The sequence below is a fragment of the Vibrio sp. 9-16B-A1 genome, assembly GCF_056726165.1.
The window spans coordinates 262,796-285,134 of record NZ_JBSDZD010000006.1; the positions used below are offsets into that span (position 1 = coordinate 262,796).

Here is a 22,339-nt window from a genome sequence, read left to right on the forward strand (position 1 = left end):
CATGACAGTTTTTTATGTCGGGATTGATGGAGGTGGTACCTCTTGCAGAGCGCGGGTTAAAGACGCGCAGGGAAACCTTATCGGCGAAGCCAAAACCGGCAGCGCCAACATTCTGCTCGGCACTCAGGTAGCGATGGACTCCATCGTTGCCGCCATCACTCAGGCTGCAACGCAGGGCGGGTTAAACAAAGACAACCTCAGCCAGATGCACGTCGGTCTGGCTCTTGCCGGCGCGGAACAACAGAGCGCGTGGTATGAGTTTATGGCCCTTCCCCACCCGTTTGCCAGCATGGTACTCAACACTGACGCTTATGGTGCCTGCCTTGGCGCACACGGCGGAGACGACGGCGCCATCATGATTGCCGGTACTGGTTCGTGTGGCATCTTGCTGTGTCAGGGCAAGCAGCACGTTGTCGGCGGACGTGAGTTCCCGATCTCTGACCAGGGCAGTGGCGCGGTAATGGGCCTGCATCTTATCCAGCAGGTACTGCTGGCCGAAGACGGTATCCGCCCAAAAACAGCACTCAGCCGCCATGTCATGGCGCACTTTAACCATGACGTGGATGCGATTGTGGCCTGGTCCAAAACCGCCCGCCCGCGCGACTATGGTCAGTTTGGCCCGGAAATTTTTGCCTTAGCCAAAGAAGGTGACGAGCTGGCAGTTCAGCTGCTGAAACAGACAGCCGCCGATCTGGAGATGTTCCTCTCCGCGCTCAACCAGCGCGGCGCAACGCGCATCGCCATGATGGGCAGCATAGGCGAACGAATTACAGACTGGCTTGCCCCACCGGTACGCCAGTGGCTGGTAACCCCTCAAGCAGACGCCATCGAAGGCGCGTTGATGATGGCAAGCCAGCCTGAGCACAACCTTTTTCAAACCAGGAATAATTAAATGAAATATCGTGTGGATCTCGCGGTTCTTTCAGACAAAGACAACCTGGCACGCTTTGGGATGACCCTTCATAACCTGAGCGACCAGCCGCTGACCGACTGGCAGCTGCATTTTGCGATCGACCGTTACATCCAGCCTCAGAGCCTGACCCAGGGCAGCATCACTCAGACCGGCACCTACTGCCGTCTGAAACCTGAGCCCGGGCATACCCTTGAGGCTAATAACCTCTATTACGTGGAGTTCGAAATCAACACCGCGCCGTTCCGTTTTCTGACCGATGGCCTGGATGACGCTTTTCTGGAAGCCAATGGCGAACGTCATGATATCGACATTACCCCTATCGTACTGGCGACGCCGTATAAGGAGCGGGAAAGCATTCCTCAGGTGAGCAGCGCTGAGCTGGCCCTGATCCCAAAACCCGCGTCGCTGACCAGAAAAGCAGGCCACTTTGTCCTGAGCGCCGCTCACCGGATTGAAATTGAAACCGATCTGGCCGGCGCTGCAGCCAACTGGCTGAGCGAAGAGCTGACCACCCTGACCGGGCTGGAACTGGCGCAGGCACCAAAAGGTGAGCTGTTGTTCCGTCATAACCCGACCCTGGATAACAGCCACTATCAGCTGCGTATCCATGAGCAGGGGATCACCCTGGAGTCAGGCTCCTCGCAGGGCTTTGTCCACGCAGTGGCCAGCCTGCTGCAGCTGATTTCTTCTGCCCAGGTCAACCTGGTGCTGCCGTGTCTGACCATCAAAGACAAACCACGCTACCGTTACCGCGGCATGATGCTCGACTGTGCCCGCCACTTCCATCCGGTTGAGCGGGTTAAAGCCCTGATCAACCAGCTGGCAGGCTACAAGTTCAACCACTTCCACTGGCACCTTACCGATGACGAAGGCTGGCGACTGGAGATCAAAGCGTTCCCGCAGCTGACCGAAACCGGCGCCTGGCGCGGACTGGAAGAGGCCATTGAGCCCCAGTACAGCCACCTCAGCAGCCGCTACGGCGGTTACTACAGCCTGGATGAAGTGCGCGATGTGATCGAATACGCCAAAGTCCGCGGCATTACTGTCGTACCTGAGATTGACATTCCCGGCCACTGCCGTGCAGCGCTGAAAGCCCTGCCGGAGCTGCTGTTTGACCCGGAAGATAAGTCGCAGTACCGCAGCATTCAGTACTACACCGATAACGTGCTATCTCCTGCACTGGAAGGCACCTATGAGTTTATCGACAAAGTACTCGATGAAGTGGTCGCGCTTTTCCCTGCGCCGTACGTCCACATTGGTGCAGATGAAGTGCCGGATGGTGTCTGGACCGACAGCCCGAAATGTCAGGCCATGATGGAAAAACACGGCTACAAAGACCCGAAAGAGCTGCAGGGTCACCTGCTGCGCTACGTGGAACAGAAACTCAAAGGCCTCGGCAAACGCATGCTCGGGTGGGAAGAAGCCCAGCACGGCGACAAGGTCAGCAAGGATACTGTGATCTACTCATGGCTGAATGAAGACGCTGCGCTCAACTGTGCCCGCAAAGGCTTTGACGTGGTGCTCCAGCCAGGCCAGACCACCTACCTGGATATGACTCAGGACTACGCACCGGAAGAGCCAGGCGTTGACTGGGCCAATCCGCTGCCGATCCGGGATGCTTATCACTATGAGCCACTGGCCTCACTGGCAGAAGACGACCCGCTGCGTAACCGCATCTGGGGCGTCCAGTGTGCGCTGTGGTGTGAAATCATCCACACCCAGGAGCGCTTTGAGTACATGATTAACCCGCGTCTGTCTGCGATGGCTGAAGTGTGCTGGACCGACAAAACGCAAAAAGAGTGGCTGGACTACCTGTCCCGCCTGCAAAGCCATTTACCCCATTTACAACGCCTGGGTGTGAACTATCGCAACCCGTGGAAGTAACCAAAATTAGTATTACCGGGCGCAGCGGCCACAGCAATGTCGCCCCCATAAAAAGGAACTGAAAACCATGAAATACGGCTATTTCGACAACGACAACCGCGAGTATGTGATCTCCCGACCAGACGTCCCTGCGCCATGGACCAACTATCTGGGCACCGAGAAATTCTGTACCGTCATCTCTCAAAATGCCGGCGGCTACTCATTCTACAACTCACCGGAATACAACCGTGTGACCAAATTCCGCCCGAACGCGAGCTTTGACCGTCCGGGACATTACGTTTACCTGCGCGACGACCAGAGCGGCGATTACTGGTCAATCTCCTGGCAGCCGGTGGCCAAGTCTCTGGACGAAGCCGACTACGAAGTGCGCCACGGCCTCTCTTACTCAAAGTTTAAATGTAACTACAACGGCATCCTGGCGACCAAGACCCTGTTTGTACCAAAAGGCGAAGACGCAGAGGTGTGGGACGTGGTGATCAAAAACACCTCAGACACCCCACGTACCATCAGTGCTTTCTCGTTTGTTGAGTTCTCTTTCAGCCACATCGCGTCGGACAACCAGAACCACCAGATGAGCCTTTACTCAGCCGGTACCGCATACCGCGAAGGCGTGATTGAGTACGACCTCTACTACAACACCGATGATTTCGAAGGTTTCTACTACCTGGCGTCCACCTTCAGCCCGGACTCTTACGACGGTCAGCGCGATACCTTCCTGGGTCTGTACCGCGATGAATCTAACCCGATTGCCGTTGAGCAGGGCCGCTGTGGCAACAGCGCGCAAACCTGTTACAACCACTGTGGCTCACTGCACAAGCAGTTCGTGATCCAGCCTGGTGAAGAAGTACGTTTTGCATACGTGCTGGGTATCGGTAAAGGCAACGGTGAGCGCCTGCGTGAGAAGTACCAGGACCCGGCAGCCGTCGATGCGGCATTTGCTGAAATCAAAGCCCACTGGGATGAGCGCTGTGACAAGTTCCAGGTATCTTCTCCAAACGAAGGTCTGGATACCATGATCAACGCCTGGACCCTGTATCAGGCGGAAACCTGCGTGGTCTGGTCGCGCTTTGCTTCCTTTATCGAAGTCGGCGGCCGTACCGGTCTGGGTTACCGTGATACCGCTCAGGACGCCATCTCGGTACCGCACGCCAACCCGGCGATGACCCGCAAGCGTATTATCGACCTGCTGCGCGGCCAGGTGAAAGCCGGCTACGGTCTGCACCTGTTTGATCCTGACTGGTTCGATCCGGAAAAAGAAGACGTTGAGCCATCAAAATCTCCGACCGTGGTACCAACCCCTTCTGATGAAGACAAGATCCACGGCATCAAAGATACCTGTTCTGATGACCACCTGTGGATCGTACCGACCATCTGTAAGTACGTGATGGAAACCGGCGAAGAGAGCCTGTTTGAAGAAGTGATCCCTTACGCAGACGGCGGTGATGCGACTGTATATGACCACATGAAAGCGGCGCTGGACTTCTCGGCTGAATACGTTGGCCAGACCGGTATCTGTAAAGGCCTGCGCGCTGACTGGAACGACTGTCTGAACCTGGGCGGCGGTGAATCTGCGATGGTTTCCTTCCTGCACTACTGGGCACTGGAAGAGTTTATCGACCTGGCGAAACACCTTGGCCGCGACGAAGACGTAGCCAAATACAGCGAAATGGCGGCTAACGTACGCGAAGCGTGTGAAACCCACCTGTGGGACGAAGAAGGCGGCTGGTACATCCGTGGCCTGACCAAAGACGGCGACAAGATCGGTACCGCTCAGCAGACCGAAGGCCGTATCCACCTGGAGTCCAACACTCTGGCGGTACTGTCCGGTATGGCCTCTCAGGAGCGCGGTGAAGCAGCGATGGACGCGGTAGACGAAAACCTCTACTCCGAGTACGGCCTGCACCTGAACGCCCCGTCATTTGCCACGCCAAACGACGATATCGGCTTTGTGACCCGCGTTTACCAGGGCGTGAAAGAGAACGGCGCTATCTTCTCTCACCCGAACCCATGGGCATGGGTGGCAGAGACCAAACTGGGCCGTGGTGACCGCGCGATGAAGTTCTACGACGCGCTGAACCCATACAACCAGAACGACATGATTGAGACCCGTATCGCTGAACCGTACTCATACGTGCAGTTCATCATGGGCCGCGACCACCAGGACCACGGCCGTGCCAACCACCCATGGCTGACCGGTACTTCCGGCTGGGCGTACTTCGCAGTCACCAACTTTATTCTGGGTGTACGCGCCGGCTTCGATGGCCTGACTATCGACCCGTGTATCCCAACAGAATGGCCTGGCTTTGACGTAACCCGCCAGTGGCGCGGCGCGACTTACCAGATCAAAGTGACCAACCCGAACGGTGTCAGCAAAGGCGTAGCCTCCATGACCCTGAACGGCGAACCGGTCACCGGCGCCCTGCCAATCCAGCCTGAAGGCTCAGTAAATACTGTGGAAGTGGTATTGGGATAAGACGATGGGCTGGGTCCTGGGTCCTGGGTCCTGGGTCCTGGGTCCTGGGTCCTGGGTCCTGGGTCCTGGGTCCTGGGTCCTGGGTCCTGGGTCCTGGGTCCTGGGTCCTGGGTCCTGGGTCCTGCACAGAGATTGAGATTTTTTAGTATCTGCAGTCAAACAATAACTGCAGTTTTTTGGAACTGGATTTCAGCGCGCTCCCCGGGAACCGCGAAGCGAAGCGCCCCAGAACCCAGGACCGTTTTTTAGTAAGGAATACGTTATGATCAAATTCGGTACAGGCGGCTGGCGCGCCTTTATCGGTGAAGAGTTCACCAAAGACAACGTACGTCTGGTGGCTCAGGCCGTCGCCAATATCATGTTGAAAGAAGAAGTGGCAGACGAAGGTTTTGTGATCGGTTATGACCGCCGCTTTCTGTCTGACAAAGCCGGCCGCTGGTTTGCAGAAGTACTGGCGGGCAATGGCATCAGAGTCAGCCTGATCAACAAGTTTGTTCCAACCCCGGTGGTGATGTTTAAAGCCAAGCAGATGAACTGCGCTTACTCGGCCTGTATCACCGCTTCACACAACCCGGCCGACTACAACGGCATCAAAGTCTTTATCCGCGGCGGACGTGACGCCGACGAAGTGATCACCGCCAAGATCGAAGAGCAGATCGCCACCCTCAGTCATGATCAGGTGAAGAGTCAGGACTTCGAATCAGCCGTAGAAGGCGGCACCATTGCACTGATTAACCCGATGAACGAGTTTGTCGATTCGATTGTGGACTTCATCGATATTGAAGCGATCAAAAACGCCAATCTGCGTGTGCTGATCGACCCTATGTTCGGTGTGGCGAAAAACGCCCTGCAAACCGTTCTGATCAACGGCCGCTGTGACGTGGACGTGATCAACGACGGTAAGAACCCGGACTTCGGTGGTCTGATGCCATCGCCAAGCGCCGCGACCCTGTATCGCCTGAAACACCTGGTGGCCGCAGAAGGCTATGACATCGGTATTGGTACCGATGGTGACGCCGACCGCCTTGGCATCATCGATGAAAAAGGCGACTTTATTCACCCGAACGAAGTACTGATCCTGCTTTACTACTACCTGCTGGAGTACAAAGGCTGGAAAGGCTCAGTCGTGCGTAATATCGCGACAACCCATATTCTGGATAAGATCGCCGAAGACCACGGTGAAAAATGCTTTGAGGTACCGGTAGGCTTTAAGCATATCAGCTCCCAGATGGAGCAGGACGACTCGCTGATCGGCGGTGAGAGCTCCGGTGGTCTGACGATCCGCGGTCATATCAAAGGAAAGGACGGCGTGTTCGCTTCCAGTCTGCTGGTAGAGATGATCAGTGTGACAGGCAAGAAGCTGTCTGAAATGCTCGATGAGATCTACGCGCGCTACGGCTACGCCTACACCGCAGAAGGTGACTGCACCTTTAAGCCATCGCAAAAAGATTCGCTCTACAACCGCATCTATGTTGAGAAACAACTGCCGGAGTTTGATTATGAGATCGAGAAGGTGAGCTACGAAGATGGCGCCAAGGTCTACTTCAAAAACGGCGGCTGGGTAATCGCCCGCTTCTCCGGCACCGAACCACTGCTGCGTATTTTCGCTGAGATGGAGAATAAGCAGATTGCAGATCAGGTGGTTGCTCAGATGAAGGCCTTTCTTGCCCTCTGAGCCCCTGAACTGCGGACCGGCGCCTTAGCGTCACCCTATAGGTCCATTAGCCCGGTGTTTCACCGGGCTTTTTTTATTTTTGGTTGCGCGGGACGTGGTTCGTGGTGCGCGGGGGAGGCGCTGAGAGGAGCGAGAACAGAACGGAGATTTCTGCCCCTTAAAATGCCACCAAACCTTCTGGTTCCAGTTCCAGCCCTACCTTTTGTCCGACGCTGAGTGGTTCATTTGAACAGGCCAGCAGGCGGGCTCCGGCAACATCTGTCACGTAACGGCAGTGGTCACCCATAAACTGCTGCTCCAGCACCTTATACTCACCGTCTTCGCGGGCAAAGATCTTCACCTGCTGGGGACGCAGCAGCAGCTCCTTCTCGTTGCCCGGCTTACTGCCGGCACCGGTCACAGCCGGCAATTTGCCAAGCGGTGTTTCAAACTCCCCGTCAGCCATCCGGCGCGCAGGCAGGTAACTGCCACCGCCGAGAAAGTCCGCCACAAAACGGCTCGCCGGGCGGTAATAAAGCTCGGCTGCCGTGCCAAACTGTTCAATCACCCCGTGGTTCATCACCGCCATCTTGTCGGCAAAGGCAAACGCCTCTTCGCGGCTGTGGGTCACGAAGATCGCCGTTACCCCCTGCTGCTTGAATATCTTACGGATCTCGCCGATCAGCTGATGGCGCACCTGGGTATCGATATTGGAAAACGGCTCATCGAGCAGCAGCAGATCCGGCTTATACGCCAGCGCACGGGCGATCGCCACCCGCTGCTGCTGTCCGCCTGAAAGCTGGTGAGGGTAGCGCTCCTGCAGCCCGTCCAGTTTTACCAGAGCCAGCATCTCATCCACACGGGCCTGGCGCGCTTTGGGCTCCATATCCTGCAGGGCAAAGCCCACATTGCCGGAAACCGTCAGGTGAGGAAACAGGGCGTAATCCTGAAAGATCATCCCGATATTGCGGTGCTCCGGGGCTACCCAGTGTTCGCTGTCATCCATCAGCTGACCGTTGAGCCGGACTTCCCCCTGACTCAGCGGCAACAGACCGGCAATCGCCTTGAGCAGTGTGGTTTTACCACAGCCACTGGCACCAAGCAGACAGACGATCTCCCCCTGCTCCACGTCCAGCGAAAGAGACTCAAGAATGGTTTGCTGCTGATAACGGCAGCTGAGATCGGAAACGGTTAAAGCACTGCTCATCAGTGAATCCTCTCAAGGGAACGGTTAATAATAATCAGCGGCACCAGGCCAACCAGAACAAGCAGTACCGCCGGCATCGCCGCCAGTTCAAGGTGCTCATCCGAGGCAAAATTGTAAACATAGGTCGCCAGGGTTTCAAAGTTGAACGGGCGCAGCAGCAGGGCCGCATTGAGCTCTTTCATCGACTCGATAAACACCAGCAGCATGGCGATCAGAATCCCGCGGCGGATAAGCGGCAGGTGCACCCGGCGCAGCATCTGAGCCGGCCCTGCACCCATGGTGCGGGTTGCCATATCCAGGCTGGGCGGAACTTTGTTCAGACTACTCTCGACACTGCCAATCGCCACCGCAGCAAAGCGCACCACCATGGCAAAGATAATCGCAAACATAGAGCCGGAGAAAATCAGCCCCGGTCTGCCCCACTCCATAGCTTTGGCCACATCGTTAACCAGATGGTCCAGCCCGACAACGGGCACCATCACGCCAATCGCCAGTACCGTACCCGGCACCGCATAACCGAGCGAGGCAATTCGCATCGGATACTGGGCCCGCGGGCAGCTCTGCAGGCGGCGGGCAAAGTTGACCACCAGCGCCACCGCAACGGCAATCAGCGCCGCGATCACTGAGATCTGCAGGCTGTTAATCGCAAAAATCCGGAACTCCTCGGTCCAGCTCTGGCTGAAGTAGGTCCAGGAGTAACTGAGCAGTTGGGCCAGCGGCAGCAAAAAGGCCACCGCAACCAGTCCCCAACACCAGCCAAGGGCCAGCCACCTGCGCCAGCCACTGAGCTGATAACGCTGATCTTCACTGTCATCGAACTGATGCTGATAGAGCTTCTGACGGCGGCGGCTGTAGCGCTCCGCGCTCAGAAACAGCACCACCACCAGCAACATAGCCGCTGAAATTTTGGCGGCGGCATTGAGGTTAGAATAACCCAGCCAGGTGTCGTACACCGCGGTAGTCAGGGTGTTCACCGCAAAGTAACTGACGGTGCCAAAGTCTCCCACCGTCTCCATCGCCACCAGCGACAGGCCAACGGCAATCGCCGGACGGGCCATCGGCAGGGAAATACGGAAAAAGCTCTGCAGAGGGGAGCATTTTAAAAGCCGGGCAGACTGCAGAAGGGTCTGGCTTTGCTCCATAAACGCGCTGCGGGCAAGCAGGTAAACATAAGGATAGAGCACCAGCGCCAGTACCCATATCGCCCCGCCGAGGGTGCGCAGGTCCGGGAACCAGTAATCACCGCCCTGCCAGCCAGTCAGGTCACGCAGCCAGACCTGTATTGGCCCGGCAAAATCGAACCAGTCGGTAAAGATATACCCCACAATGTAACCAGGCATGGCCAGCGGCAGCACCAGCGCCCACTGCAGGATCCGGTCGCCAGGCAGACGGCACATTGCCATCAGCCAGGCGCAGGGGACGCCCAGCACGAGGGTCAGCGCCATCACGCCAAATACCAGCGCAAAGGTATTCCAGGTGTAAGTGGGCAGCACGGTATCAAGCAGATGAGTAAACAGCTCATCCGTTTCACCAAGGGCAATCCAGAAGATCGCCAGGATCGGCAAAACCAGCAGAAGGGCAACGCCCCAGCTGCTGGTTTTCCATCCGGTATTATTATCTTTCATTTGCCTTAATACTTCAGGCGGAAAACAGGAGGCCAGGCCTCCTGATTCGCATTAAAGGTCAAACTTCACTTCATCCAGAAGACGGATAGCCGCGGCATGGTGAGCTGAAATCTCATCCAGCGACAGGGTATCGGCTTTGTAGTCGCCCCATGACGCCACCAGCTCAGAGCGTTTCACGCCAGCTTTTACCGGGTGCTCGAAGTTCACTTCTGCGTACATCTGCTGGGCAGTGTTACCGGTCAGGAACTCCATCAGCTTCTGTGCATTAGCTTTGTTTGGCGCGTATTTCGCCATCGCCATACCACTGATGTTTACGTGTGTACCCTGCGCATTCTGGTTCGGGAAGTTAATGTACACAGCGTCAGCCCAGGCTTTCTGCTCTGCATCGTTGACCATCTTACCCAGGTAGTAGCTGTTACCCAGTGATACGTCACACAGGCCTTCTTTGATCGCTTTCACCTGAGCACGGTCGTTACCCTGAGGCTTGCGCGCCAGGTTGGCTTTTACGCCTTCCAGCCAGGCTTTGGTTGCTGCTTCTCCCTGCTCTGCAATCATGGCAGAAACAAGCGAAACGTTGTAAGGGTGCTTACCGCTGCGGGTACAGATTTTGCCTTTGAACTCAGGAGTTGCCAGGTCTGCGTAAGTGAAATCATCACCCAGCTTACCCACACGGTCGCGGGATGAGTACACTGCACGAGCACGGGTGGTAATACCAAACCACTCGTTGTTATCGTCCTGGTACTGGGCCGGAACATTCGCTTCAATCACGGCACTTTCTACGGGCTGAACCAGGCCACGCTTTGTCAGCTCTGCCAGACGACTGATGTCTACAGTCAGGATCACGTCTGCCGGGCTGTACTCGCCTTCCTGAGCCAGTTTTTCTGCCAGACCTTTCTTGGCAAACTTAACGTTGACTTTAATGCCGGTCTCTTTAGTGAACTCATTAAACATTGGCTCAACCAGAAATGGCTGACGGTAAGAGTAGACGTTCACTTCTTCAGCGGCCATCGCAGCCGGAGCCAGGGTGGAGCTGGCAAGAGCGGCCAGGGCGAGCAGTTTTTTCATTACTTTATTCCTTGTGAAAGCTTAATGATAAGTGTTATCAATCGCCTTTATTATAGAAATTCATTTCACGCCTGCAATGATTTATTTATATGCAACATAAAAAAACCGGCTCAATGGAGCCGGTTTATCGTTTCAAAACGTAACCAAAAATTACTTAACGGTCACAAATTCCGGGTAGGCACCTACACCACAATCGTGCATGTCCATGCCTTCCAGTTCCTCGTCTTCCGGCACCCGGATTCCGACGGTGTATTTCAGTGCCGCCCATACCAGCAGGCTTGCGCCGAATACCCAGCCGAAGATCACTGCCGCGCCAAGCAGCTGAGCACCAAAGCCGGCATCGCCATTGCTGAACGGCACCACCATCAGACCAAAGAAACCACATACGCCGTGCACCGAAATCGCCCCAACAGGATCATCAATTTTCAGCTTATCCAGCGCGATGATGGAGAAGACCACCAGCGCACCTGCTGCCACACCGATGCTGACGGCAACCAGTGGTGACGGAGAAAGAGGGTCAGCGGTAATCGCCACCAGACCAGCCAGTGCACCGTTGAGGATCATAGTCAGGTCCGCTTTGCCCCAGGTGGTTTTACACACCAGCAGGGCGGCGATAGCACCGGCAGCGGCTGCTGCGTTGGTGTTCAGGAAGATCTGACCGACCGCGGTCGCGTTTTCAAAGTCGGACACCATCAGCTGTGAACCGCCGTTAAAGCCGAACCAGCCAAACCACAGGATAAAGGTACCGAGAGTTGCCAGCGGCATGTTAGAGCCCGGAATTGGGTAGATTTCACCATTCTTACCGTACTTGCCTTTACGTGCGCCCAGCAGCAAAACTCCAGCCAGAGCCGCAGCCGCACCCGCCATGTGTACAATACCCGAGCCGGCGAAATCACTGAAGCCTGCTTCTGACAGGAAGCCGCCACCCCAGGTCCAGTAACCTTCAACCGGGTAGATAAAGGCGGTCAGTACCGCAGCAAAGATAAGGAAAGACCACAACTTCATCCGCTCGGCGACCGCGCCGGAAACCACAGACATCGCGGTTGCCACGAACACCACCTGGAAGAAGAAGTCCGATTCCAGCGAGTGGTCTGCCCCCTCGCCCTGGGTGCCGATCAGCGCACCAATGGATGGCAGCCAGCCGCCTTCGCCGTTATCGACGTACATAATGTTGTAGCCCACCACCAGATAGGTGGTACACGCGATGGCGTACAGGCAGAAGTTTTTGGTCAGGATCTCGGTGGTGTTCTTCGAGCGTACAAGACCCGCTTCGAGCATGGCGAAACCTGCCGCCATCCACATCACCAGCGCGCCGGAAATTAGAAAGAAAAAAGTGTCGAGCGCGTATCTGAGTTCAGTTACTGTCAGTGAAAGTTCCATAATCGTATCCCCCGTCCTTAAAGAGCTTCTGTATCCAGTTCACCGGTACGGATGCGCACCGCCTGGCTCAGGTCATAAACGAAAATCTTGCCATCACCGATTTTTCCGGTGTGGGCTGCTTTGCTGATCGCTTCCACGATCCGCTCCACATTCTCTGCCTGGGTCGCGATTTCGAGTTTTACTTTAGGCAGAAAGTCCACCTGGTACTCGGCACCACGGTAGAGCTCGGTATGACCTTTCTGACGGCCAAATCCTTTGACCTCGCTGACTGTCATCCCCTCAATGCCAACATCGGCCAGGGCCTCCCTGACGTCATCGAGCCGGAAAGGTTTAATAATTGCGCTAATCAGTTTCATGACTTCCTCACTTGTGTATGTCCTTTACGATATGGATATAAACAAGGAGCGTGCCATTTTTGTAACCCATTGTTTAGTAAGGGGTTGGCATTTTCATCCCGCCAGAAACGCAACAAGCCGCACCAAAACAGTGCGGCTTGTTCACCAATTCGTTGCACATTGAGTGCAGCAAAGTGCAGTTTCTCAGTAACGGCAGACAAACGCCCGCCAGGCGAGCAACGCCTGGTGCAGATCTTCAAATCCACAGACCGAAATACTCTCTTCATCCCACAGATGCATGTCTTCATCCAGCTCTTCATCGTGCTGGCTGAACAGGCAGTTTTCCTGCACCAGGGCTTCGTTGTCCTGCAGGACCAGCGTCAGCTCTTCACCACTGAGCAGCCACTCCTGACCGGTATCTTTCAGGCTCTCCAGCTGACGGACCACCAGATCCAGCTTTTCCAGATCACGACCCAGCTCTTCTGTAAACCAGCGTCCAAGTACTTCATGGCCCATGGAGAACTCTGCCCGGTAGGTACCATCGAGAGTATTCTTTTTAAAATCGTAATCCACTGCTATTCTCACTCAACCAATCAGACCGGTATTGTCAGGATCCTCAGCCAAAATGCAACTCAACACCACCATAGCCAGACAAATTGTTCACCGCGCGATGAAGATCATCAGTCACTCCGTCAACGTGATGGATGAGCACGGCCGCATTATCGGCTCCGGCGACCCAAGCCGGATAGACCAGCGCCATGAAGGCGCGATTCTGGCACTGAGTGACCACCGCACCATAGAGATAGACCAGGCTATGGCGGAAAAGCTCAAGGGCGTAAAACCCGGGATCAACCTGCCTATTATGTTTGGCCGCCAGGCAATCGGCGTGGTGGGGATCTCCGGAGAGCCGGACCAGGTACGCAACTATGGCGAGCTGGTTAAGATGACTGCCGAGCTAATCGTCGAACAGGCGGCGCTGATGGCGCAGGTACAGTGGAACAAGCGTCACCGTGAAGAGCTGCTGCTGCAGCTGATCCGGGGCAGCACGCTGGAAGAGGAGCAGCTCAACGCCATCGCAGAGAAGCTACAGCTCGACCTGACCCAGCCACGCATCGCCGCTGTCGTCCGGGTTACCGGTGAGCAGAACGTCTCACTCGACCACCTTCAGGAGCTGGTGCACCTGCTCGAACACCCGGAGCGTGATAACCTGGTCGGGATCGTATCGGTGTCGGGTAATGAAGTGGTGGTGCTCAAGCCGGTCACACTGGAAAACGGCGGCTGGTCACGGGAAAAAGAACAAAAACGCATTAACCAGCTGCTGAAGCGGGTGGAAAAACTGGGCAAGTTCCGGGTGCGGATCGCCCTTGGTGGTTACTTCCCGGGCCTGTCCGGTCTGAGCCAGTCCTACCAGAGTGCCAAAGCGACCCTGCAGAGCGCGCCGCAAAGCGCCGGAGAGGTTCTGTTCTATCAGGACTACATGCTGCCGGTACTGCTTCAGGGGCTGAAAAAAGACCACTGGCGCAGCGCCCAGCTGGAGAAGCCGCTGCGTCTGCTGCAGCAAAACGACCCCAAAGGCACCCTGGTGAAAACCCTGACGGCATTTTTTGCTCAAAATTGTGACCAGGCTCAAACCTGTGAATCCCTTCATATTCACCGCAATACCCTGCGTTACCGGCTGGAGAAAATAGAGCAGATAACCAGCTTATCTTTCAATAAGATAGATGACAAAACCCGGCTCTATTTAGCCCTGTCATTAGTGGGGGAATAACCCTTAACTTGTGCAAGTGCACAAAAAGCTACTTTTGAGCTGGTGATATATTTGTCAGTTTGCCTAAAGCATCACCCGGTCAAAATGGTTAGAGTTCCGCCTGAGCTATCTCACTCAATAAAATTAAAATATACGGAACACAACCTTATGATCGAAGTCTCTACCCTTGGCGCTCTGGCCGCACTGGTCGTCGCCATCTCACTCATCCTGAAAAAAGTGCCGCCTGCGTACGGCATGATCGTTGGTGCCCTTGTCGGTGGTATCGTTGGCGGCGTCTCCCTGACCGATACCGTCAGCCTGATGATCGGAGGTGCCCAGGGCATCACAACCGCAGTATTGCGTATTCTGGCCGCTGGTGTGCTGGCCGGTGTACTGATTGAATCCGGTGCGGCGACCTCTATCGCCGAAACCATAGTTAAAAAAGTCGGTGAAACCCGTGCCCTGCTGGCGCTGGCACTGGCAACCATGATCCTGACCGCGGTTGGCGTATTCGTTGACGTGGCGGTGATCACTGTATCCCCTATTGCACTGGCAATCGCCCGCCGTGCCGACCTGTCTAAAATGGCTATCCTGCTGGCAATGGTCGGCGGCGGTAAAGCCGGTAACGTCATGTCACCAAACCCGAACGCGATTGCTGCTGCTGACGCCTTTGGCGTTCCGCTGACTTCTGTCATGGCAGCGGGTGTTATCCCTGGCCTGTGCGGCATGATCGTCGCTTACTTCATCGCCAAAAAGCTGGTTAACAAAGGCAGCAAAGTACACGAAAGTGAAGTCGTGAGCGTGGACGACCGACGTCTGCCTAAGTTTGGTGCAGCCATCGTGGCTCCGCTGGTCGCTATCGCCCTGCTGGCTCTGCGCCCAATCGCCGGTATCAATGTTGACCCGCTGATCGCCCTGCCACTGGGTGGTCTGATGGGTGCCATTGCCATGGGCCGCTTTAACGACTCCAACCACTTCGCTGTATCCGGCCTGACCCGCATGGCACCGGTTGCCGTAATGCTGCTGGGTACCGGTACCCTGGCAGGCATTATTGCCAACTCCGGCCTGAAAGCCGGTCTGATTGACGTGCTGACGGCTTCCGGCCTGCCTTCTTACCTGCTGGCTCCTATCTCAGGTGCCATGATGTCACTGGCAACCGCTTCGACCACTGCGGGTACCGCAGTAGCGGCGAGCGTGTTCAGCCACACCATTCTTGAGCTGGGCGTTCCGGCACTGGCAGGTGCGGCAATGATCCACGCTGGTGCAACGGTTCTTGACCACATGCCTCACGGCAGTTTCTTCCACGCAACCGGCGGCGCACTGCACATGGACATCCGCGAGCGACTAAAACTGGTGCCATACGAGTCTATGGTAGGTCTGGTTATCGCATTTGTTTCTACCATGATCTTCGGCGTATTCGGTCTGTTTGTATAAAAGGTTCACTATGAAAATTGTTATCGCCCCTGATTCTTACAAAGAAAGCCTGACGGCAATGGAAGTGGCCCTGGCCATCGAAACCGGCTTCAGACAGGTTATGCCTGACGCCGAATACATCAAACTGCCAATGGCAGACGGTGGTGAAGGCACGGTTCAGTCCCTGATTGATGCTACCGGTGGTGAACTGGTTCACCATCAGGTAACCGGCCCGCTGGGTCAGCCGGTGGACGGCTTCTATGGCCTGCTTGGCGATGGCAAAACCGCCATTATTGAGATGGCCGCCGCATCCGGCCTGCACCTGGTGTCACCATCGGAGCGCAACCCGCTGATCACCACCACCTTTGGTACCGGTGAGCTGATCCTGGCCGCGCTGGATAAAGGCGTTGAGCACATCATGGTCGGCATCGGCGGCAGCGCAACCAACGACGGCGGTCTTGGCATGGCGCAGGCACTGGGCATTCGTATGCTTGATGCTGACGGTGCTGAACTGGGTCACGGTGGCGGAGAGCTGGACAAGCTGGCGACTATCGATATGAGCGGTCTGGATCCGCGCCTGGCGTCGGTGAAACTGGAAGTAGCGTGTGATGTTGACAACCCGCTTTGCGGACCAAAAGGCGCATCGGCGGTATTTGGCCCGCAAAAAGGCGCCAGTGCCGAGATGGTGGTTCAGCTTGATGCCAACCTGGCTCACTACGCAGAGGTGATCAAAACTCAGCTTGGCCGTGAAGTTAAAGACCGCCCGGGTGCCGGTGCAGCCGGTGGTCTTGGCGCAGCCCTGATGGGCCTGCTTGAAGCAGACCTGCGTCCGGGTATCGAAATCGTAATGGACGCAGTGAACCTGCCGGAAGTGGTCGCCGATGCTGATCTTGTGATCACCGGCGAAGGCCGTATCGACAGCCAGACCATCCACGGTAAAACCCCGATCGGCGTTGCCCGCACCGCCAAACACTACAACATCCCGGTACTGGGCATCGCAGGCTGCCTGTCAGCCGACTGCGGTGTAGTCCACGAGCACGGTATCGACGCGGTATTCAGCGTAGTCCCACGCTCAGTCAGCCTCGAAGAAGCCCTGCGCGAGGCGGCAGTGAATGTGGAGCTGACCGCGAGAAATGTGGCGGCGATGGTGGCGTTGAAGCGCTGACGCGCTGGGCGCTGGGCGCTGGGCGCTGGGCGCTGGGCGCTGGGCGCTGGGCGCTGGGCGCTGGGCGCTGGGCGCTGGGCGCTGGGCGCTGGGCGCTGGGCGCTGGGCGCTGGGCGCTGGGCGCTGCAAGATGTTGATACCGCTGAAACCCTGCGTCAACAGAAAACCGTAAGTTTTTCACAATACTCCCAGCCCACTCCCCCAGAGCCTAGTGCCCAGGGCCCCGAGCCAAAAAAATCCCCAGTCACAAACTGGGGATTTTTTTATCTATACCGGCTCCTGAAAAATAACCGTATCCGCTTTCTGCGTATACTCATCCATCTTATGGAAGTTCAGGTAGCGGTAGGTGTCCGCTGCGGTCACGTCGATCTGTTTTGCGTACTCCAGATACTCATCCATGGTCGGGATACGGCCAAGGATAGCGCCAACTGCAGCCAGCTCAGCAGACGAGAGGTAAACGTCTGCACCGGTGCCGAGGCGGTTCGGGAAGTTACGGGTTGAGGTCGACATTACCGTGGACTTATCGGCGACGCGGGCCTGGTTACCCATACACAGGGAACAGCCCGGGGTTTCGATACGTACACCGCTGCGGCCAAAGATGCCGTAGTAGCCCTCTTCAGTCAGCTGGTCGCGGTCCATCCGGGTTGGCGGCGCTACCCACATCCGGGTATCGAGCTGGCCGCTGAATTTCTCCAGCAGTTTACCCGCCGCGCGGAAGTGACCGATATTGGTCATACACGAGCCGATAAATACTTCATCGATCTCCGTACCCTGCACATCAGACAGCAGACGGGCATCGTCCGGATCGTTTGGCGCACACAGGATTGGCTCTTTGATGTCAGCCAGATCGATTTCAATCACATGAGCGTACTCTGCATCCGCATCCGCTTCCATCAACTGCGGGTTGTCCAGCCACTCCTGCATCGCCACGACGCGGCGCTCAATGGTACGGCGGTCACCGTAACCTTCAGAGATCATCCATTTCAGCATGGTGATGTTGGAGTTCAGGTACTCTTCGATAGACTCCTGAGACAGCTTAACGGTACAACCAGCTGCAGAGCGCTCTGCAGAAGCATCCGACAGTTCAAACGCCTGCTCAACAGTCAGGTGCTCAACGCCTTCAATCTCCAGTACCCGGCCGGAGAACTCGTTGATCTTACCGGCTTTCTCTACGGTCAGCAGGCCCTGCTTAATACCGTAATAAGGAATTGCATGTACCAGATCACGCAGGGTGATGCCTGGCTGCATATCGCCTTTAAAGCGCACCAGAATCGACTCTGGCATATCCAGCGGCATGACGCCGGTCGCCGCAGCAAACGCCACCAGGCCAGAGCCAGCCGGGAACGAAATACCCAGCGGGAAGCGGGTGTGCGAGTCACCACCGGTACCCACGGTATCCGGCAACAGCATACGGTTCAGCCAGGAGTGGATAACGCCATCGCCAGGGCGCAGCGACACACCGGCACGGTTCATAATAAAGTCCGGCAGGGTGTGGTGAGTGTTCACATCCACAGGTTTCGGATAAGCAGAGGTGTGACAGAAAGACTGCATCACAAGATCCGCTGAGAAGCCCAGACACGCCAGGTCTTTCAGCTCATCACGGGTCATCGGGCCGGTGGTATCCTGAGAGCCGACCGTGGTCATCTTAGGCTCACAGTAGGTGCCCGGACGAATACCGTCGGTACCGCAGGCTTTACCCACCATCTTCTGCGCCAGGGTGTAACCTTTACCGGTATCTTCAACTGCGACCGGACGGCGGAATACCTCTGACGGCTCAAGACCCAGTGACTGACGGGCTTTGTCAGTCAGGCCGCGGCCGATGATCAGCGGAATACGGCCACCGGCACGCACTTCGTCAATCAGTACATCGGTTTTCAGGCCAAATTCTGCCAGGGTTTCACCGCTGTCGTGGCTGCATACCTTGCCTTCATACGGGTAAACGTCGATCACATCGCCCATATTCAGTTTGGTCACATCCACTTCGATCGGCAGTGCGCCGGCATCTTCCATGGTGTTAAAGAAGATCGGGGCGATCTTGCCACCCAGCACATAACCACCAGCGCGCTTGTTCGGCACATTTGGAATGTCGTCACCCATAAACCACAGCACTGAGTTAGTGGCCGACTTACGTGAAGAGCCGGTACCGACCACATCACCCACGTACACCAGCTGATGACCTTTCTCCTTCAGCGCTTCAATCTGTTTAACCGGGCCAATGCTGCCTGGCTGGTCCGGCACAATGCCATCGCGTTCGTTTTTCAGCATCGCCAGGGCGTGAACCGGAATATCCGGGCGCGACCAGGCATCCGGTGCCGGTGACAGGTCATCGGTATTGGTTTCGCCGGTGACTTTAAATACGGTCAGGGTGATCTTCTCAGCCAGCTCCGGTTTGGACAGGAACCACTCCGCATCTGCCCAGGACTGCATGATCTGACGTGCGAAGTCGTTACCGGCTTTGGCCTTTTCTTCCACGTCATAGAAAGCATCAAACATCAGCAGGGTATGCGACAGGGCTTTGACGGCAACAGGAGCCAGCAGCTCATCATCCAGAAACTCAACCAGCGGCGCGATGTTGTAGCCGCCCTGCATAGTGCCCAGCAGGGTGGCGGCTTTTTCACGGCTCACCAGGGGGGATGTGTCTTCCCCTTTGGCTACGGCGGTCAGAAAACCGGCTTTAACATACGCCGCCTCATCAACACCCGGGGGGATACGGTTTTCCAGCAGGTCGAGCAAAACTGCTTCTTCGCCCTGCGGGGGATTTTTCAACAGTTCAACTAAACCAGCGACTTGCTCAGCATCGAGTGGCTTTGGAACCACTCCTTCGGCAGCACGTTCTGCGACGTGTTTACGATAGGCTTCAAGCACAATACATTCCTCTCATTACGGTTTACCCTTAGGCAAACATCCCTGGAAATCTGGCCTCTGTATCACGATGAAACTCAAACGCTCCTTTCGTAACACAGCGCCAGTCTGTGGTGTGGAGAATAGCAAATTTAACCAAAAGTTAAAATCTGTCCATTTTGACCAACATTACAACTTGCAACTAAAGTTGTGTGTTTTCTTCCTTTTTTTGCCTGGTAAGCAGCGCTTACAGACAAGGTTAGTTTTTCTGACAGAAAAACTAACCCGTTTAAAACTCTGATTATTTCTGTGCAGTTTGTCTAAAAAGAGGTACCAACGATCAGGTACACCGACTGATAGCCTCTTTCGGTCATACCCCAGGCCAGCACCACCGGCCCGACCGGTGACGCCACCCCGGCAAACAGCGAACCCGCCGCGTACATAGGCGCGTCATGAGGCTTCACATCCTCACCGGACCAGACACCGCCATATTCCAGCGAACCACCGACGTAAACCGGTGACTGGAACATACCAAAGTCGTTATCAAACCAGCGGTAGCGGTAAACTACACTACCATACAATTTGTTCTGCCCGATCAGGCTGTTACGCGGAATACCCGACAGGTTAAGAAATCCGCCCAGGCTTCGTGGTTCAATCGGCAGGTCAAAGTCCTGACTGTTCAGCACCTCATACTCAAACTGCCCCACCAGGGTATGGCGCTGAGAACTGGCCGCGCCTTTAAACCGGCTCACCAGTTCATGAACCGTCCCCTTGCTGCCCTCAACCTTGCCTGAATCTTCAATCTGGTCCTGGCTCAAAAAATACCTCAGGTCCACGTAGCCGCCTGTGGTGGGAAAGCTCAGGTCATCGAGGGTGTCGTATCTGTAACTGGCTGTTGGGCCAACGCGGGTATAGTTCGCCCGGCCCAGGGCTGGCAGGGATGACAACTCAACGCTGCCATCAACATACCGGACACCAAGACGAAAACGGTGCTGAAGGGCCGGACTCAGCTCAAGGTTCGTTTCCGCCAGGAAAGTGCGGTAGGTGGATGGCAGATAGTTCTGACTGTCATCAATCGAAGTGGACCAGCCATCGGCGGCCGCGCTTACAGGGAAGTTGCGTACCGAGTTGGTATAAGAGACCGTGGAGGAAGAGAACAACCGCATCTCCGGGATCAGTGGAGTATAAAACTCCGCCTCGATCAGCTTGTCGGTGCCCATCTCCAGATTAAGCGCCAGCTCAGCGCCAAGGTCGTTCAGCGCGGTAAAGTTGGTACTGATCCCCAATGCATACTGACTCTGAGTCTGAAAGTCATCTTCAAGGAAGAAGCGGAAATCGACAAAATTTGGTCCCCACTCTTTACCGCGGATATCGAGCTCCAGCACTGTCTCATCGTCAACGGTGCGGTACTGATAGGTGATACGCTCAAAGCGGTCGATGGCGTACAGAGACTCAATTCTGGCCTCGATCTGCTCCTGGGTAAGCCGCTCACCCTCTTCCAGCTCAAGGTAGCCACGCAGCGCTTTAGTGTCATAGTGGGAGTTATTGATGATTTCTATCCGGTCCACTACCAGCTGATCCCCGTACGTCAGGTTACGCCGCTGTGCCTGCTTGTGATCGATATAGTCCTGATACTGGGGCGTGGTGGCCTGAAACGCTTTCAGCTTTGGCCCGGCGGTCATTACCGACTGATAACCCAGCTCATAGGCCTCGGTCATACGGTCAAACTCCGTGGTTTCCATATCACCGACATCCGGGGAGAGTAAAATGTCTTTACTCAGGTCCAGCTTGTCTGCCTGACGGCGGGTACTGCGTTTCACCATGTAGTTGGATAACTGATCACCCACGGTCAGAAAGGATTTAAGCTCCTGCGCGTTCTTGTAATCAGTGCTGATGTCCACCGCAATGATCAGGTCTGCACCCATCTCCCGGGCCAGTTCAACCGGCATGTTATTGGTCACCCCGCCATCCACCAGCAGGTGGTCGCCGATTTTGTACGGCGGCAGTGCGCCGGGTACCGACATACTGGCCATCATGGCATCGGTCAGGTAGCCATTTTCCAGCACGACCGGTTCGAGTCTGATGATATCCGTCGCTACCGCACGGTAACGGACCGCCAGTTGGTCAAACGAGTTCAGTTCAGGAAGGTTACCGGTGGACTCGCGGATAAGGCGCAGCATATTCTGCCCCTGCACCACCCCTTTGGGCGCGGTGATCTCAAACGCACGAAAACCGATATCAGTATTGATCTGATAACGATCGCCGTACTCCTTGTCACGGATACTGCGCTCACTGCGGCCCACCCGGTCACGGTAACCGCTGTTCCAGTCGGTGGTTTCAAACAGGGCTTCGATTTCATCGGCAGAAAGGCCGGTGGCATACAGACCGCCGACAAAAGCGCCCATACTGGTACCGGTAATGATATCAACCGGGATATGCAGCTCTTCGAGCGCCTTTAACACCCCGACGTGCGCGGCCCCTTTGGCCCCGCCTCCGGCAAATACCACCGCAATCACCGGACGTCTGGCTTCGCTCTGAGACTGCTTAACCGGCTGAGCTGCGGGCTGAGCCCATACCATCACGGGCAGCATCAGCAACACTGCCGCCCTAAGCCAAAACCCGCTCCGTGTCATCCGG

15 protein-coding genes are annotated in these 22,339 nt (G+C 56.0%); 7 read left to right on the forward strand and 8 right to left on the reverse strand.

Annotated elements, in window-relative coordinates; all coding sequences use genetic code 11:
- Position 1 precedes the first annotated feature (1 nt).
- The 4 genes from ACVB80_RS12375 (at position 2) to ACVB80_RS12390 (ending at position 6,945) form a co-directional block, all read left to right on the forward strand.
- On the forward strand, positions 2-892 hold the full coding sequence (locus tag ACVB80_RS12375) for a glucosamine kinase nucleotide-binding domain-containing protein (RefSeq protein ID WP_481081589.1): 891 nt from the start codon (positions 2-4) through the stop codon (positions 890-892).
- On the forward strand, positions 893-2,797 hold the full coding sequence (locus ACVB80_RS12380) for a beta-N-acetylhexosaminidase (RefSeq protein ID WP_481081590.1): 1,905 nt from the start codon (positions 893-895) through the stop codon (positions 2,795-2,797).
- A 67-nt stretch (positions 2,798-2,864) separates the two neighbouring features.
- Positions 2,865-5,270 (forward strand): glycoside hydrolase family 94 protein, encoded by a 2,406-nt coding sequence (locus ACVB80_RS12385; RefSeq protein WP_481081591.1) that lies wholly within the window; start codon positions 2,865-2,867, stop codon positions 5,268-5,270.
- Between the two features lie 262 nt (positions 5,271-5,532).
- Positions 5,533-6,945: a phosphoglucomutase/phosphomannomutase family protein gene (locus tag ACVB80_RS12390; RefSeq protein ID WP_481081592.1), complete on the forward strand. Its 1,413-nt coding sequence runs from the start codon at positions 5,533-5,535 to the stop codon at positions 6,943-6,945.
- Between the two features lie 157 nt (positions 6,946-7,102).
- Here ACVB80_RS12390 and ACVB80_RS12395 read toward each other — a convergent pair whose 3' ends face one another.
- The 6 genes from ACVB80_RS12395 to ACVB80_RS12420 form a co-directional block, all read right to left on the reverse strand.
- Positions 7,103-8,131, reverse strand: coding sequence for an ABC transporter ATP-binding protein (locus ACVB80_RS12395; RefSeq protein ID WP_481081593.1), 1,029 nt, complete (start codon positions 8,129-8,131; stop codon positions 7,103-7,105).
- Positions 8,131-9,756, reverse strand: coding sequence for an ABC transporter permease (locus ACVB80_RS12400; protein ID WP_481081594.1), 1,626 nt, complete (start codon positions 9,754-9,756; stop codon positions 8,131-8,133). The genes ACVB80_RS12395 and ACVB80_RS12400 overlap by 1 nt, the downstream gene beginning before the upstream one ends.
- Positions 9,757-9,807: 51 nt before the next feature.
- A complete protein-coding gene (locus ACVB80_RS12405; RefSeq protein ID WP_481081595.1) occupies positions 9,808-10,821 on the reverse strand; it encodes a Fe(3+) ABC transporter substrate-binding protein in 1,014 nt (337 codons plus the stop codon).
- Positions 10,822-10,971: 150 nt separating this feature from the next.
- Positions 10,972-12,201, reverse strand: a complete 1,230-nt coding sequence (locus tag ACVB80_RS12410; RefSeq protein ID WP_481081596.1) for an ammonium transporter — start codon at positions 12,199-12,201, stop codon at positions 10,972-10,974.
- A 17-nt stretch (positions 12,202-12,218) separates the two neighbouring features.
- Positions 12,219-12,557, reverse strand: coding sequence for a P-II family nitrogen regulator (locus ACVB80_RS12415; protein WP_481081597.1), 339 nt, complete (start codon positions 12,555-12,557; stop codon positions 12,219-12,221).
- Between the two features lie 183 nt (positions 12,558-12,740).
- The gene (locus ACVB80_RS12420) at positions 12,741-13,109 is read right to left on the reverse strand and encodes a YacL family protein (RefSeq protein WP_481081598.1); all 369 of its coding nucleotides are present in this window, start codon (positions 13,107-13,109) and stop codon (positions 12,741-12,743) included.
- Positions 13,110-13,161: 52 nt separating this feature from the next.
- Here ACVB80_RS12420 and ACVB80_RS12425 point away from each other — a divergent pair, with 52 nt between their 5' ends.
- The 3 genes from ACVB80_RS12425 (at position 13,162) to ACVB80_RS12435 (ending at position 16,861) form a co-directional block, all read left to right on the forward strand.
- Positions 13,162-14,304, forward strand: coding sequence for a sugar diacid recognition domain-containing protein (locus ACVB80_RS12425; protein WP_481081599.1), 1,143 nt, complete (start codon positions 13,162-13,164; stop codon positions 14,302-14,304).
- A gap of 147 nt (positions 14,305-14,451) precedes the next feature.
- Positions 14,452-15,717, forward strand: a complete 1,266-nt coding sequence (locus ACVB80_RS12430) for a GntP family permease (protein WP_481081600.1) — start codon at positions 14,452-14,454, stop codon at positions 15,715-15,717.
- Between the two features lie 10 nt (positions 15,718-15,727).
- Positions 15,728-16,861, forward strand: a complete 1,134-nt coding sequence (locus tag ACVB80_RS12435) for a glycerate kinase (RefSeq protein WP_481081601.1) — start codon at positions 15,728-15,730, stop codon at positions 16,859-16,861.
- 267 nt (positions 16,862-17,128) lie between these two features.
- Here ACVB80_RS12435 and acnB read toward each other — a convergent pair whose 3' ends face one another.
- Both acnB and ACVB80_RS12445 read right to left on the reverse strand, forming a co-directional pair.
- On the reverse strand, positions 17,129-19,726 hold the full coding sequence (gene acnB / locus ACVB80_RS12440) for a bifunctional aconitate hydratase 2/2-methylisocitrate dehydratase (protein ID WP_481081602.1): 2,598 nt from the start codon (positions 19,724-19,726) through the stop codon (positions 17,129-17,131).
- Between the two features lie 296 nt (positions 19,727-20,022).
- Positions 20,023-22,335, reverse strand: coding sequence for a patatin-like phospholipase family protein (locus ACVB80_RS12445; RefSeq protein WP_481081603.1), 2,313 nt, complete (start codon positions 22,333-22,335; stop codon positions 20,023-20,025).
- Between the last annotated feature and the right edge of the window lie 4 nt (positions 22,336-22,339).

Bases quoted from the DNA above. Each gene is read 5' to 3' on its own strand.
- ACVB80_RS12445 (WP_481081603.1), bottom strand. From the start codon at position 22,335: ATGACACGGAGCGGGTTTTGGCTTAGGGCGGCAGTGTTGCTGATGCTG.
- ACVB80_RS12395 (WP_481081593.1), bottom strand. From the start codon at position 8,131: ATGAGCAGTGCTTTAACCGTTTCCGATCTCAGCTGCCGTTATCAGCAG.
- ACVB80_RS12415 (WP_481081597.1), bottom strand. From the start codon at position 12,557: ATGAAACTGATTAGCGCAATTATTAAACCTTTCCGGCTCGATGACGTC.
- ACVB80_RS12425 (WP_481081599.1), top strand. From the start codon at position 13,162: ATGCAACTCAACACCACCATAGCCAGACAAATTGTTCACCGCGCGATG.
- ACVB80_RS12400 (WP_481081594.1), bottom strand. From the start codon at position 9,756: ATGAAAGATAATAATACCGGATGGAAAACCAGCAGCTGGGGCGTTGCC.
- ACVB80_RS12380 (WP_481081590.1), top strand. From the start codon at position 893: ATGAAATATCGTGTGGATCTCGCGGTTCTTTCAGACAAAGACAACCTG.
- ACVB80_RS12405 (WP_481081595.1), bottom strand. From the start codon at position 10,821: ATGAAAAAACTGCTCGCCCTGGCCGCTCTTGCCAGCTCCACCCTGGCT.
- ACVB80_RS12390 (WP_481081592.1), top strand. From the start codon at position 5,533: ATGATCAAATTCGGTACAGGCGGCTGGCGCGCCTTTATCGGTGAAGAG.
- ACVB80_RS12410 (WP_481081596.1), bottom strand. From the start codon at position 12,201: ATGGAACTTTCACTGACAGTAACTGAACTCAGATACGCGCTCGACACT.
- ACVB80_RS12435 (WP_481081601.1), top strand. From the start codon at position 15,728: ATGAAAATTGTTATCGCCCCTGATTCTTACAAAGAAAGCCTGACGGCA.
- ACVB80_RS12375 (WP_481081589.1), top strand. From the start codon at position 2: ATGACAGTTTTTTATGTCGGGATTGATGGAGGTGGTACCTCTTGCAGA.
- ACVB80_RS12430 (WP_481081600.1), top strand. From the start codon at position 14,452: ATGATCGAAGTCTCTACCCTTGGCGCTCTGGCCGCACTGGTCGTCGCC.
- ACVB80_RS12385 (WP_481081591.1), top strand. From the start codon at position 2,865: ATGAAATACGGCTATTTCGACAACGACAACCGCGAGTATGTGATCTCC.